Here is a 12,767-nt window from a genome sequence, read left to right on the forward strand (position 1 = left end):
CTAACAAAAAAGATAGCTAATCTCTTTTCCATCAAGAAATTTAGCTATTCTTTTTAATTGTTTTCATATCGTATAATATTTACAGATTTCTCACCCATGTCTTGCCAACAACGCTTCAAACTCAGCCACGGTCATACCTAATTGCTCACTTGCAACCTCAGATGACAGAAGTCCTTGGCGAACCATATCTAAAAAAGCAAGCAGCTTTCCACGTTCAATACCTTTTTCTTCAGCTTGTTCCAAGGCATAGTCCTGCGCTAGCAAGGCTTGTTCTTCTCGCATACGTAGTTGACTAAACATTTTCCTGTCCTCCTCGGACCAGCTCTTGTAGTCCAGCAGTTGGTCTGCCTGGCTGATGGCTCGCTCGGGTTGCTGGGTAAAGGGTTTGTTCCCAAAAAACTCCAACCATGGTTTACGAACCTTGTCTTTGCTGGTTTCTCTGTATTTTTTTAATTCCAAGAATGCCATCTTAACCAGATGGTTTTCCTGACCGTTATTTGTGATGGTTAAGACTTCACCTGTCGTGTCCTCGCGCATACTAAAACTATGGAAAGCCAGGTCATCTGAGAAGTAGTTACTATCCACGATAGCAATAGCGTATACTGGTGCGATGTGTTTGTAGCTCTGGTGGGTATCACCTTCACGTTGGCGAATTTTTTCAAGATTTTGATTAACCTGACTGCACAGATAAGCCCACAGGCGATTGATGAAAAAATTCTGATGGTGAACCTGAATCTCAATGATAACTTGAGTGCCGTTGTCCAACTCCGCCAAAACGTCTATACTGGTATAGAAATCCTGCGCCGAGTACGGCAGGGAAGGCAAGACATGAATATTGCTTCCTTCCAAAATGGTCACATTTTTAGCTGGCAAGTCCAACATATCGCGGATAAATTGACAAGTGATTTCTGGATTGCTGAAAATTTTCTTAGCAACCAAATCATTAGTCGGGCTAATGCCCGGATGTCTGAGAATCATCCTTTTCCTCCTTCTATTATAGCACATTTTTAAATCTAGGCTCACTAGATTCACTGCTTCTATCTATTTATTCGGAAAAGAAATTAAAAGTCTCCTAATTTTTAATCAATTCTTTCTAATAGATATATAGAATAAAGGAAGCTTTCCAATTTCTAGTACTATTTTAGAAGTTATAGTGTAGCATTCCAACTTCAAAGCACCATAAAATCAATTGAAACAAGAACAATACAAACAATTCTCGTAAACGGATTGCAACCACAAAAAAGCAAGTATTCACAAGAATACTTACCTATCATGGAAGGAATAGTTGTTCCTCTTTTTTATTACTAAAATTCAAAGAATTCCAATGCTTTTTTCAAAAGCAAATCCGTATATTCTGGATCTTCTTGGGCTACTTCTATTTCCCACTGAACTTTTTCCAAATCATCTGTAATCACTCCATCTACTCCTAAGTGAAGCGATTTGCTGATAGCTTCTGAATCATTGACAGTCCAGACATAAAGTTTCTGGTCCGTTGTCCATAGTTTGCTTACAAAATATTCATCCAAGGTTGAGTATTCCATGGTATATCCTGTCGCCTTTGTTTTAGGAAAGACAGAATTGTAGGGCATGATGAAATAAACTGGCAGTTCGGCATCATACTGTCTTACTTTTTCGACAACATGGTAGTCTAAAGACTGGATTTGATGTCCATAAATCTTGAGCTTTGCAGCATAACGGGCTAAAAAGCGGTCCATCATGTCTGGACTATCTTTTTTACTGGTTTTGATTTCAATTAGTAATTTTTGACCAAGTTCGTTGGCTCGACTGAGATAGTCTTCAAAGCTTGAAATTTTAGTCTGGTAGCCATTTTCAAAAATATCAATCCCTTTAAGCTCCTCCAAGTTTAAGTCTTGAGGACTTTTATTGATACCTGCTAGATTTTTCAAGTTAGCATCATGCATCATGACAAACTGCCCATCTTTTGTTTCCTGCACGTCCGTCTCCACCAAGTCTGGTTTGAGTTGTGCTGTAGTTTCTAAGGATTCTACTGTATTTTGAATCCCATTTGCATTGGAAACCCCTCGGTGAGAAATAAGCTGAGGTAGATGAACCATGGGAACCTCCAGATAAATATAACCTTCTAAGGCAAAGAAAAGACTGGCACAAGTCATGACTCCCCATCGCATGATGTGATCTTTTTCTCTCCGAGGAAGCATATCCAGCTCCTTTCCTGTCAAAAATGAAACAAATTTAACCAAAAAGTAAGTCAGAGCCATATAATAAAGATTTTTAATCACAACAAAATTCAAAATACCAAGAATCAGAGACTCTCTCTGAGTGATGTCATCTACCAAAGTTTGAGCCAATAACAAAGGAATCAAAGGAAGATAAAATAATAAATTTGCCTTTAGCAAGATATAAAATAAATTCCAAGCATAAAAAGCAACTCTTTTCTTGGTTTTCTCCAAGCTAAACATCACTGCTTCTCGAACAGTCAGCTGATCATATACAATCTTCGGAAGGGCAAACATCAATCTGACAGAGACATAGAGAAAGATAAGAGATAGAAATAGGATGCTTAGCCACCACATCCAATATTTATCTTCTAAATAAGCTTGGATAAACTCTGGAATAACGATTTTATTGAGATAATAAATCTTCAGCATTTTCCGTATAAAAGGAAAAAGCATAGCTATATAGAAAAAGATAAACAAGGCTTTAGCGCAAGTTAGCTTTTTCATAAATCCAAAACTTTCATGGAAAACCTTGCGGATATACTCAATTAGCCTTCGCTTTTCATGATAGAGAAGATGACGAGCACCAATAAAGAGGAGTCCTATTTGAAAATAAGCAACCAGAAGGTTAATGATAATCAAGGCTAAAAAAGCTAGACTAATCAATGGAGAATGAGTGAGGATGGCTAAGAGATTGTTATAGGAAATAAAAAGATAACCTGTCTGATCTAATAAGAAGCTAGCCAACCATGAATTGAATGGTACCCACAAATACTCCACTATCATAAAAATTAAGAAAAAGAGAAAGAGGATTTTATCAAGATTGAGGTAAATCTGTTTAAAACCCAATTTTTTAGGTTTTTCAGGTTTCATAGGCACTCCTAGTCAAATAATTGAGACAAATCCAAGCCACCAAAAGGATTGTTTGATAAGCTACTTTCTGTTTCTAACAATTCTCTAGCTTGATCTGACTCTAAGAAGGACTCGTAAACACGCGCCGTCATCCGAGCATCCTCCAAGCTATTATGAGACTGACCTTGAAATCCAAGAAATGAGGCAACAGTTTGCAATTTGAGATTGGCAATACCATGTAAATCCGAACTACGGCGTTCAAAAGCTTCATCATACAAATCCACCTTATACTGCTGGCTATAATCTAAACCATGCTCTGCTAGAATAGGCAAATCACTTTTAGCAGCATTGTATCCAACCATCGGTAAAGAACCCACAAACTCTTGGAATTCTTTTATGACTTCCTCCACTGGAGGAGCATCTTTTAAGGTCTCGGCTGTAATCCCTGTCAATCCATTGATAAAACTCTTTAGAGGCACACTAGTATGGACATAGGAATCATAGGCGTCGATTTCCCGACCATTTCTAAAACGCACTGCCGATACTTGAATCAGGTGTGTTTGCCCTTCGTGCTGATTAAATTCTAAGTCAAAAGCAATGTAATCTTCTAATCGTTCCATTCTTTACCTCTCCTATACTGTTATTTTAATTGAGCAACTATACTATTTAGAAATAAAAGAAGCCATCAGGTTAGCATGTAACCTAAACAGCTCCTTGATTATCCTCCAAATAAACGAGCAAAAAAGCCTTTCTTAGTGGATTGGACTTCTTCTTTTGCTTGGTCCAGCTCTAGCTTAAGATTTTCTTGATCCTTCATGGCTTGAAGGGTCAATTGTTGCTGCTGATCTAGTTGTTTGTCTTTCTCAGCAATCTGACGGTCTTTGATGCGCATCTGCTCGTCTTTTTCTGATAACTGACGATCCTTGGCTTTTAATTGTTCATAAAGACGGAGAATTTCTGCATTCTTCTCATCAACCAGAATCTCCATCAGCTCACGTTGCTTGACATCTTCACTGACAGGCTCATCTTCAAAAATCGTTTTTTTATAGATTTCTTCTAGCTTAATCAAGCCACTTCTGGTAACGACTGTTACCCCTTTGTCATTTTTATCTGTGTCTTCTTCTGGTAATTCTTTGACACGGTTATTGATTGCTTGGCGAGATAATCCTAAGACCTCTGCAATCTCACTGACGGTCATTTCAATACTCATAATATCCTCTGAAACGTTTTCTAGCTTTTCTTTACTTAAATCTTATCATAAGCTAGATAAACTGTCAAATTTTCGCTTAATTTAAGGCCTTCAAAAAGGCTAATAAGACCTGAGCAGAGCGACGTCCAGCTTCGATAATAAACTCATCAAAAGAGATGTTTGCTTCATGGTTGGCATTGTCACTCATAGCTCGGATGACTAAGACTGGAAGATTAAGAGCATGCGCTGCCTGAGCAATAGCTGCTCCTTCCATCTCAACTGCTAAAACTTCTGGAAAATGGGACTTAATCGCTTCTATCTTGTCATTTCCTGCAACAAAACTATCTCCTGTAGCAATCAAACCAAGATGCCAGTTTTGGTCCAATTGAGATAGACTCTCTTGAATTTTAGCAACAAAGGTTTTATCTGATTCGAAATAAAGCGGTTGTTGCGCCATTTGTCCATAAGCATAGCCAAAAGCTGTGACATCCACATCATGATAGGCTAACTTGTCAGCAATCACAACATCCCCAACAGCAATCCCTTCTGCTACTGCCCCAGCTGAACCCGTGTTAATTAGAGCATCTACTTGGAAATGATCAGCCAAAATCGCCACACTCATAGCAGACATGACCTTACCAATACCACTTTCTACAAGAACGACTTCATGCGAGGCAATGGTTCCTGTATGATAGGTATTCCCCAAAACAACTTGCTCTTGGGCATTTTCTAAATGCTGGACCAAATAAGCCAGTTCTTCTGGCATAGCCGCAATAATTCCTATTTTCATTTCAATTCCTTTTCTATTACAAAAGTTTCATTGCTAAGACAAGCAAAATCAAGAGAAAGATGACTGCGAATAAGATTTTATTCAGTTTAGAATTGAAGACATTTCTCTTGGTATTTTCAATGCGACGGCTTTTATGAATAGACGGTTCGACCTGAATCTTCAAGGTTTCCTGGCTAAAACCATGATCCTTAGGATTGGCATAACCAAAACGGGAAGAAGAGGTTGGTAAAATCTTAGTCTCCTCATTATCATCTAGCAAAGGAGGACCTGAAATTTTTTCGCCTCTATTAGCTCTTTCAATCATTTCATCCGTTAATAAAGCTTTACTCATACTGACCTCCTCTATTTTTTGTGCAATTCCCAGTATTGAACAGCCATAATTGTCTTGGCATCACAGATATGACCTGATTGGATCAATTCCTTGGCTTCTTCTAAGCTCACTTCAAGGACTTCCAAGGTCTCATCCTCATCCTGCGGACGCGGATTTTCCACTTTTGTCAAATCACTGGCTAGGTATAGTTTTAACTTTTCATTACAAAAGCCAATAGCTGAATAAAAGTCATACAAGAGTTCTAATTTCCCTGTATAGGCTGTTTCTTCCTCTAATTCACGCAGGGCTGCTGCTATAGAGTCTGTATTTTCTCCTACTTCTAATTTTCCGGCTGGAATTTCGTAAGAGACAGCCTCGATGGCCTTGCGGTACTGCTTGACCAAGATGAGTTTTTGTTCATCTGTTACAGCTAAAACACAGACAGCTCCATTGTGGAAAATCAAATCACGTTGGGCAGTTCCCTTACCTTCTGGTAATTCAACCTGATCTTGGACCAGTTTAAAAATTGGCCCTTGATAGATTTCTTTTCGACTAAGCGTTTTTTCTTCAAATTCCATGATAGGCTCCTACTGATTTTTAGGATGATGAGGAAGGCGTGTTGCATATTCGTCTTTATTGACCTGACGTCCACGACCAATAGCAATCGCATCCGCCGGCACGTCTTTAGTAATAGTTGAACCAGCTCCAACGAGGGAATTGTCACCTAACTCAACTGGCGCAATAATGGTTGAATTTGAACCAACAAAGACATTGTTACCGATGACTGTCTTGTATTTGTTTTTACCGTCATAGTTGACTGTAATAGTTCCTGCTCCGAAATTAACATGGCTACCCACTTCACAGTTTCCGATATAAGTCAAATGACCAGCCTTGGTATTCTCACCGATAGAAGACCCTTTAACCTCAACAAAGTTTCCAATATGTGCTTGGGCACCCAGACTTGAACCTGGACGAATGTGGGCATAAGGACCGACTGTCACTCCGTCTGCAACACTGCTTTCCTCAATCATAGAATTGGTAATAATCGCTCTTGCTCCGATAGTGCTATCCACTACATACGTTCCATTTGTCAAAACAGTCTCAGCACCAATTTTCGTTTGCCCCTTCAAGGTAACATTGGCTTCGATTTGAACTTCAGGAGCAATCTCAACATCAATATCGATATAAGTTGCTTCTGGGTTGACAAAGCTAACCCCATTGACCATGTGTTGGTGATTGATGCGGCGACGCATAACTGACTCAGCTGTCGCAAGAGCCACACGGTCATTTACACCAAGACTTTCATCAAAATCTTTCAAAGTATAAGCGCCAACTTTTTCACCAGCTTCACGGAAAATGCCAATGACATCTGTAATATAGTATTCGCCTTGAGCATTATTGGTATTGATATTTTTCAAAGCCTCAAATAAACGCTCGTTGTCAAAGACGTAAGTTCCAGTGTTAATTTCCTTGATTTGCTTTTCAAAATCTGTAGCATCCTTCTGCTCAACGATGCGAAGAACCTCAGCATTGTCATTACGCACAATTCGTCCATAGCCAAAAGGATTATCCGTTTCAGCAGTCAAGATAGTGGCCACATTTTTATGATTGATGTGGAAATCAATCAAGTTTTTCAAGCTTGCACCTGTGATTAAAGGAGTATCTCCTGCAATAACCAAAGTGTGACCTGACAAACCTTCTAGGATAGGCTCTGTCATCATAACTGCATGGCCAGTCCCTAACTGTTCAGATTGAGTCACAAATTCTGTCTGTCCAGCCAAGACCTGCTCAACCAATTCCGCCTTGTGTCCTACAACTGTTACTGTCTTTTCAGGTTGGATAGCTCCCACACTACGAAAAACATGTTCCAGCATAGAAATACCCGCAACCTTGTGCAACACTTTTGGCAAATCAGATTTCATGCGAGTCCCTTTACCCGCTGCTAAAATAATGGCATAATTTGACATAATCTTCTCTTTTCTCTAGAAATTCCCTTTTATTATACCATATTTCAAATCATTCCGCGCCCTTGAATGAAAAAATGCTCCAAAGTCCTTTCCTTAACCCATTTTTTTGATTTTTTTTGATTTTTAGGGTAGAATTATAAGATATGAGAAAACAAATTCATCCACTTATTTTATTTAGTTTTTTTGGGATTATGATGTTCATTTTAATCATCAATCGCCCACTTAATGACAACCAATCGTTTAAAACAAAATCCAATATAGCACAGATTGAAGCACAGGCTTTGAAACACTTAGACAAACCGATTATTGACCTCTCTGGCTGGCAGCGTCCTGAGGAAATCAACTATGACGCCCTCTCACAAAATATTTCAGGCGCTATTGTTCGTGTTCACAGTGGTGCTCAAACGACAAAAGAAAATGATGCTTCCTTTATCAATGGAATAGACAAGGCCTATAAGAGTCATATCACTGAACTTCAAAAGCGGAATGTCCCAGTTGCTGTCTACGCTTATGTAGCTGGAAAAAGTGTCCAAGAAATGGAAAAAGCCGCTGAGGTTTTCTACAATGCAGCCTCTCCTTACAGCCCTAGTTACTACTGGCTAGACGTAGAAGACAAAACCATGTCCAATATGAACGAGGGTGTTGAAGCCTTTCGAGCAAAACTAGCATCACTAGGTGCTAAAAACATCGGAATCTACGTTGGGGTCTATTTCATGGAAGAACATAGTATTGATACAGGCAAGTTTACCTCTGTTTGGATTCCGTCCTACGGCTCTAACTCAGGATTTTTGGAGAGCAGTCCTAAAACTGACTTAGATTATGATATTCACCAATACACATCTAAAGGAAAAATTGCCGGCTTTGACCACGATTTGGATATCAACGTCATCTCTCCCTTAAAAAACAAAGAAGAAACCTTTAGAAAAATCTTTTTAAAACCTTAAAAGCATTTGTTTATCATTTGCTTTTTCTTTTTGTGTTTGATTGTGATACAATATAGTAAGGATTTTTTGAAATAGAAATAGTTGGAGGAACTATATGCTCTCATGGTTAGCGCGCATTATTAAAGGGATTGTGATTGCTCTTGGATTTATCTTACCGGGAATTTCCGGAGGGGTTCTAGCAGCAATCTTAGGAATTTATGAACGGATGATTGGCTTTCTTGCCCACCCTTTTAAAGACTTTAAAGAAAATGTTTTGTACTTTATTCCAGTTGCCATCGGTATGCTTCTGGGAATTGGCCTATTTTCTTACCCGATTGAATACCTGCTTGAAAATTATCAGGTCTTTGTCTTATGGAGCTTTGCGGGTGCCATCATTGGTACGGTTCCTAGCCTCCTCAAAGAATCAACTCGAGAATCTGACAGAGACAAGATTGATTTGGCTTGGTTCTGGACAACCTTTATCATTTCTGGACTAGGACTCTATGCCTTAAATTTTGTCGTTGGAACCTTAAGTGCTAGCTTTCTTAACTTCGTCCTAGCAGGCGCACTATTGGCCCTTGGCGTATTAGTTCCTGGCCTCAGCCCATCAAACCTACTTTTGATTTTGGGACTCTATGCTCCTATGTTGACTGGTTTTAAAACCTTTGACCTCTTGGGAACCTTCTTCCCGATTGGAGTTGGTGCAGGTGCAACTCTCATTATTTTTTCAAAATTGATGGATTACGCCTTAAACAACTACCACTCACGCGTCTATCATTTCATCATCGGTATCGTCCTATCAAGTACCCTTTTAATATTGATTCCAAATGCAGGAAACGCTGAAAGCATCCAATATACCGGTATTTCACTTGTTGGTTATGTCATCATCGCCTTCTTCTTTGCACTGGGAATCTGGCTTGGTATTTGGATGAGCCAATTGGAGGATAAGTATAAATAATGGCAAAAAAAGTTAAAATCAAAAAAACATTGGTAGAACAAATCCTGTCGAAAGCAGGTATCCCACATCAGGGGATTCAAATCAATGCCCTGGAAGGAGAACTGCCGCAAGGTTATAAACGAGATCATATTTTCAAAACCTTGGCGCTTCTGGGAGATAAAACAGGACCGATTATCGGAATTGTCCCTATCACTCAACACTTATCTGAAAAGAAACTAGCCAAAATTTCTGGCAATAAAAAAGTGAGCATGATTCCACAAAAGAACTTGGAAAAAACAACTGGTTACATTCATGGAGCAAATAATCCTGTCGGAATTCGTCAGAAACACAATTATCCCATTTTTATCGATAAAATCGCTCTAGACTTGGATCAAATGATTGTCTCTGCTGGCGAAGTTGGTCACAGCATTATCGTTGCTCCCCAAGACTTGGCTAGCTTTGTAAAGGCAGACTTTGCAGATATTTTGGAGGACAGCAAGTAATGAAACTCTACTTTGTCCGCCACGGTCGTACTGTCTGGAACCAAGAAGGTCGTTTTCAAGGTGCTAGTGGAGATTCTCCCCTTCTTCCTGAATCCATTGAAACCCTAAAACAACTAGGCCAGTATCTCAAGGATGTTCCTTTTAATCAGATTTATTCAAGTGATTTACCTCGAGCGGTCAAATCTGCTGAGATTATCCAAAGTCAACTCAGGACCCCCTGTCCTTTAGAAAGTGTTCCGAATCTCCGTGAATGGCAGCTGGGTAAATTAGAAGGTTTGAAAATTGCAACCTTGGAAGCTATTTATCCACAACAAATCCAGGCTTTTCGTTCAAATCTTGCTCAATTTGACACTCAAATGTTTGGAGCCGAATCCCTCTATAGCACCACGCAACGGACCATCCAATTTATCAAATCATTAAAAGATAGTCCAGCTGAGCGTATTCTAATTGTCGGTCACGGTGCCAATCTTACTGCCAGTCTTCGTACTCTTCTAGGTTATAAAGAACCACTTCTTCGTAAAGATGGCGGTCTAGCAAATGCCAGCCTAACCATTCTAGAAACCCATGATTTTGAAACATTTACACTCGATACTTGGAATGATACTTCCTATCAATCATAATTATAGCCTAGCCTTCTGAACTAGAACCATAGGAGATATAGTCAGTTGAAACAAAAATAAGACAAAAGAGCCTCGTAAAAAGGTATTGCAATTTGCCAATACCTTTTTGATATGAACACGTGTCTTCTCAACAGAATTGTAGAGCAAAATGAAATCAGAACTGAATAATGTGATTTGAGAATTTAAATCAATTTATAAGAATGTTTTAGAAGCAGTGATGTACTAGTTCAGATTCACTTTTCTATACTAATACTCTTCGAAAATCTCTTCAAACCGCGTCAACGTCGCCTTGCCGTACTCAAGTACAACCTGCGGCTAGTTTCCTAGTTTGCTCTTTGATTTTCATTGAGTATAAGATGAGTAGGGAGGAAGAGGTAAAAGTTTATGCCCAAACTCTTCACATAAGAACTCTAGCTTACCCATTCTATGGAATCTTGCATTACCCATTAAAACTTCCAGACTCATACTCTTCTAAAATCTATTCAAACCACGTCAGCTTCACATTATATATGTTGGTGACCTCATAAGTCTTATCTGCAACCTCAAAGCTATTCTTTGAGAAGCCTACAGCTAGCTTCCTAGTTTAATCTTTGCTTTTCACTGAGTAGCAAGTTAAAAAAATGAGGCTGGTCAAAAAGTCTTTAAAATCAAAAAACGCATAATATCAGGTATTGAAAACCTTGTACTATGCGTTTTATTGTGGAAAGATTTACTTTATTTTTTCCTGAAGTCGAGTTTTTTCCCTGACTTATTGATTTGGACTATTCTTTTGATGAACTGCTTGAGCTTGAATCTCCACCACCGATATATTGTGTAAAGATATTTTGGAAGGCTTGGTCCTTAACCTTGATATTGGCTGCTTGCAATTCTTTTCCGATAATGCTTTGAACAAATGTTGAATCATTTTGTTTTTGAGTCAAGATAACAGTTTTTAATTTTTCTTTGTAGTCATCAATATTAGATGATTTTTCTGTTTTCTTAATGAGTTTTACAATGTAATATTGGCTACTGTAGGCTTGTGTGCCAGTTGCTGTAATCACATCAGAAATGCCATTTACATCTAAAGCAAAAGCTGCTTTTTTAACTTGTTCTGGTACTTCTGTTGAAGCAGAATCAAAGGTGATTTCTCCACCATTTGCTTTAGTTTTCTCATCAGTTGAGTTATCTTTAGCTAATTGAGCAAAATCAGCACCTTCTGCCTTGGCTTTTTCGAGAACTTCTTTGGCCTTATCTTCATTATCAAGACGGATAATTTGAGCCGTTACATCTGGAGTGTATTCGTCAAAGGCCTTCTTGTAAGCATCATCTGTCAATTCAGCTTCTGCTGCTTTCTTAACTGCCAACTCAACCAATTTACTTGTACGAATTTGAGCTTTACGTGTTTCAAGGGTCATACCTGCTTGTGACAAGACACGTTGGTAGTTTTCGCCATATTGTTTTTCTTCTTCGGCGATAGTATCATCGACCTCTTTATCATCAAGCTCTGAGCCATATTGTTTTTCAAAAACTTTTTGGATGGTCATATTTAACAAGACTTGTTGGGCTGAAGGGTTGCTTTTCACTTGCTCATAAAATTGATGTTCTGTGATGACATCCCCTTTCATACTGATAAGGTCTGCCCCTTCTGAACCTTTCGAACAAGCTGCTAAAGTTGCTACTGATAATAGTGTGATGGCACCTGCCAATAGTTTTTTCTTCATGTCTACTCCTTTGAGATAAGTGTTACTCTATCTATTTTACTATATTTTCTTAAATTTTTCTGAAAATCATTCGCTGTCAGGCAATTGAACATCTGCTACATTTTTACGAAGCATGAGAATGCCGTCTCCCAGAGGTACTAATGTTGCGGTAAGTCCTGGATTGTCTAAGGTTGCGTCAAATAGTCTTTGAAGTCCTCGATAGATGGTTCGCTGACCTCGACGGACTTCCATAATGTCCTTGGCAACATCACCGCCTTGAAAAATATCATCCAAGACAACCACACCACCGACTTCCAAATGTTTGAGGATTTCTGGCAGAAAGACGATGTATTTAGACTTGGCTGAATCCATAAAGACGAAATCATAGGACTCTGTCAAGGTAGATAAGACATCTACCGCATCTCCTTCTAGGAGTGTGATTTGCTTACGACTGTCAAATTGAGCAAAATTTTCCTTGGCAAAACCAATCATCTCTGGATTGCGGTCAATGGTTGTAATCTTAGCATTTGGCGCATGTTCCGCCATCAAGAGGGCTGAAAAACCGATAGCAGTCCCAATTTCCAGAATGTTTTTAGGCTGCATGGTTTCCATGAGAAAACGGAAATAAGCAACCGTTTCATGGGGAATGATGGGAATATTTTCCTTACGGGCAAAGTCTTCCAATTCTTTCAAAGAGCCTGTGACTTGCTTTTGACGCTGACGCATCAAGTCCACAATTTCTTCCTTGACAACAGGGCGACGCATGTTATGGTTGGCATTTTTACTATATGATTCAACCATC

Annotated in this window: 14 protein-coding genes and 1 pseudogene; 4 read left to right on the top strand and 11 right to left on the bottom strand. The window is 39.0% G+C overall.

All coding sequences use genetic code 11. The features are described from left to right. Nucleotides 1–90: 90 nt before the first annotated feature. The 8 genes from ACLV7Q_RS06085 to glmU form a co-directional block, all read right to left on the bottom strand. Entirely contained in the window at nucleotides 91–978 is an 888-nt protein-coding gene (locus ACLV7Q_RS06085; protein ID WP_218757825.1) for an Rpn family recombination-promoting nuclease/putative transposase, read from the bottom strand. 326 nt (nucleotides 979–1,304) lie between these two features. After that, nucleotides 1,305–3,068 (bottom strand): glycerophosphoryl diester phosphodiesterase membrane domain-containing protein, encoded by a 1,764-nt coding sequence (locus ACLV7Q_RS06090; protein WP_218757824.1) that lies wholly within the window; start codon nucleotides 3,066–3,068, stop codon nucleotides 1,305–1,307. 8 nt (nucleotides 3,069–3,076) lie between these two features. Continuing rightward, nucleotides 3,077–3,667, bottom strand: coding sequence for a 3'-5' exonuclease (locus ACLV7Q_RS06095; protein ID WP_218757823.1), 591 nt, complete (start codon nucleotides 3,665–3,667; stop codon nucleotides 3,077–3,079). 98 nt (nucleotides 3,668–3,765) lie between these two features. Then, nucleotides 3,766–4,257: a chromosome segregation protein RocS gene (gene rocS, locus ACLV7Q_RS06100; RefSeq protein WP_000021242.1), complete on the bottom strand. Its 492-nt coding sequence runs from the start codon at nucleotides 4,255–4,257 to the stop codon at nucleotides 3,766–3,768. Between the two features lie 76 nt (nucleotides 4,258–4,333). Further along, on the bottom strand, nucleotides 4,334–5,026 hold the full coding sequence (locus ACLV7Q_RS06105; protein ID WP_218757822.1) for a 5'-methylthioadenosine/adenosylhomocysteine nucleosidase: 693 nt from the start codon (nucleotides 5,024–5,026) through the stop codon (nucleotides 4,334–4,336). Nucleotides 5,027–5,042: 16 nt separating this feature from the next. Beyond that, the gene (gene macP / locus ACLV7Q_RS06110; protein WP_218757821.1) at nucleotides 5,043–5,357 is read right to left on the bottom strand and encodes a cell wall synthase accessory phosphoprotein MacP; all 315 of its coding nucleotides are present in this window, start codon (nucleotides 5,355–5,357) and stop codon (nucleotides 5,043–5,045) included. Nucleotides 5,358–5,368: 11 nt separating this feature from the next. Next, the gene (locus ACLV7Q_RS06115) at nucleotides 5,369–5,914 is read right to left on the bottom strand and encodes an NUDIX hydrolase (protein WP_218757820.1); all 546 of its coding nucleotides are present in this window, start codon (nucleotides 5,912–5,914) and stop codon (nucleotides 5,369–5,371) included. A gap of 9 nt (nucleotides 5,915–5,923) precedes the next feature. Then, on the bottom strand, nucleotides 5,924–7,303 hold the full coding sequence (gene glmU, locus ACLV7Q_RS06120) for a bifunctional UDP-N-acetylglucosamine diphosphorylase/glucosamine-1-phosphate N-acetyltransferase GlmU (RefSeq protein WP_218757819.1): 1,380 nt from the start codon (nucleotides 7,301–7,303) through the stop codon (nucleotides 5,924–5,926). Between the two features lie 143 nt (nucleotides 7,304–7,446). Between glmU and ACLV7Q_RS06125 the strand changes: the two genes are divergently transcribed. The 4 genes from ACLV7Q_RS06125 (at nucleotide 7,447) to ACLV7Q_RS06140 (ending at nucleotide 10,286) form a co-directional block, all read left to right on the top strand. Continuing rightward, a complete protein-coding gene (locus ACLV7Q_RS06125; protein ID WP_057487416.1) occupies nucleotides 7,447–8,247 on the top strand; it encodes a GH25 family lysozyme in 801 nt (266 codons plus the stop codon). Nucleotides 8,248–8,341: 94 nt separating this feature from the next. Further along, nucleotides 8,342–9,184 carry a DUF368 domain-containing protein gene (locus ACLV7Q_RS06130; protein WP_218757818.1) on the top strand — a complete coding sequence of 281 codons (843 nt, stop codon included), beginning with the start codon at nucleotides 8,342–8,344 and terminating at the stop codon, nucleotides 9,182–9,184. After that, the gene (locus tag ACLV7Q_RS06135; protein WP_218757817.1) at nucleotides 9,184–9,666 is read left to right on the top strand and encodes an aminoacyl-tRNA deacylase; all 483 of its coding nucleotides are present in this window, start codon (nucleotides 9,184–9,186) and stop codon (nucleotides 9,664–9,666) included. The genes ACLV7Q_RS06130 and ACLV7Q_RS06135 overlap by 1 nt, the downstream gene beginning before the upstream one ends. Next, complete coding sequence (locus ACLV7Q_RS06140; RefSeq protein ID WP_218757816.1) at nucleotides 9,666–10,286, top strand: histidine phosphatase family protein; 621 nt, start codon at nucleotides 9,666–9,668, stop codon at nucleotides 10,284–10,286. Before ACLV7Q_RS06135 ends, ACLV7Q_RS06140 begins: the two co-directional genes overlap by 1 nt. Before the next feature lie 357 nt (nucleotides 10,287–10,643). Here ACLV7Q_RS06140 and ACLV7Q_RS06145 read toward each other — a convergent pair. From ACLV7Q_RS06145 to ACLV7Q_RS06155, 3 genes and pseudogenes are all read right to left on the bottom strand, one after another. Then, nucleotides 10,644–10,739 (bottom strand): annotated as a pseudogene (locus ACLV7Q_RS06145) (IS630 family transposase); the annotation flags it as partial. A 308-nt stretch (nucleotides 10,740–11,047) separates the two neighbouring features. Further along, entirely contained in the window at nucleotides 11,048–11,986 is a 939-nt protein-coding gene (gene prsA / locus ACLV7Q_RS06150) for a peptidylprolyl isomerase PrsA (protein ID WP_050211752.1), read from the bottom strand. 66 nt (nucleotides 11,987–12,052) lie between these two features. Beyond that, the gene (locus ACLV7Q_RS06155) at nucleotides 12,053–12,766 is read right to left on the bottom strand and encodes an O-methyltransferase (RefSeq protein WP_004259562.1); all 714 of its coding nucleotides are present in this window, start codon (nucleotides 12,764–12,766) and stop codon (nucleotides 12,053–12,055) included. Nucleotide 12,767 lies beyond the last annotated feature (1 nt).

The sequence above is a fragment of the Streptococcus mitis genome (genome assembly GCF_965111725.1).
Lineage (GTDB): Bacteria > Bacillota > Bacilli > Lactobacillales > Streptococcaceae > Streptococcus > Streptococcus mitis_DV.

What these genes read in the sequence shown, in the direction of transcription:
- ACLV7Q_RS06085 (WP_218757825.1), bottom strand. Translation starts at nt 978, where the DNA reads ATGATTCTCAGACATCCGGGCATTAGCCCGACTAATGATTTGGTTGCT.
- ACLV7Q_RS06090 (WP_218757824.1), bottom strand. Translation starts at nt 3,068, where the DNA reads ATGAAACCTGAAAAACCTAAAAAATTGGGTTTTAAACAGATTTACCTC.
- ACLV7Q_RS06095 (WP_218757823.1), bottom strand. Translation starts at nt 3,667, where the DNA reads ATGGAACGATTAGAAGATTACATTGCTTTTGACTTAGAATTTAATCAG.
- rocS (WP_000021242.1), bottom strand. Translation starts at nt 4,257, where the DNA reads ATGAGTATTGAAATGACCGTCAGTGAGATTGCAGAGGTCTTAGGATTA.
- ACLV7Q_RS06105 (WP_218757822.1), bottom strand. Translation starts at nt 5,026, where the DNA reads ATGAAAATAGGAATTATTGCGGCTATGCCAGAAGAACTGGCTTATTTG.
- macP (WP_218757821.1), bottom strand. Translation starts at nt 5,357, where the DNA reads ATGAGTAAAGCTTTATTAACGGATGAAATGATTGAAAGAGCTAATAGA.
- ACLV7Q_RS06115 (WP_218757820.1), bottom strand. Translation starts at nt 5,914, where the DNA reads ATGGAATTTGAAGAAAAAACGCTTAGTCGAAAAGAAATCTATCAAGGG.
- glmU (WP_218757819.1), bottom strand. Translation starts at nt 7,303, where the DNA reads ATGTCAAATTATGCCATTATTTTAGCAGCGGGTAAAGGGACTCGCATG.
- ACLV7Q_RS06125 (WP_057487416.1), top strand. Translation starts at nt 7,447, where the DNA reads ATGAGAAAACAAATTCATCCACTTATTTTATTTAGTTTTTTTGGGATT.
- ACLV7Q_RS06130 (WP_218757818.1), top strand. Translation starts at nt 8,342, where the DNA reads ATGCTCTCATGGTTAGCGCGCATTATTAAAGGGATTGTGATTGCTCTT.
- ACLV7Q_RS06135 (WP_218757817.1), top strand. Translation starts at nt 9,184, where the DNA reads ATGGCAAAAAAAGTTAAAATCAAAAAAACATTGGTAGAACAAATCCTG.
- ACLV7Q_RS06140 (WP_218757816.1), top strand. Translation starts at nt 9,666, where the DNA reads ATGAAACTCTACTTTGTCCGCCACGGTCGTACTGTCTGGAACCAAGAA.
- prsA (WP_050211752.1), bottom strand. Translation starts at nt 11,986, where the DNA reads ATGAAGAAAAAACTATTGGCAGGTGCCATCACACTATTATCAGTAGCA.
- ACLV7Q_RS06155 (WP_004259562.1), bottom strand. Translation starts at nt 12,766, where the DNA reads ATGGTTGAATCATATAGTAAAAATGCCAACCATAACATGCGTCGCCCT.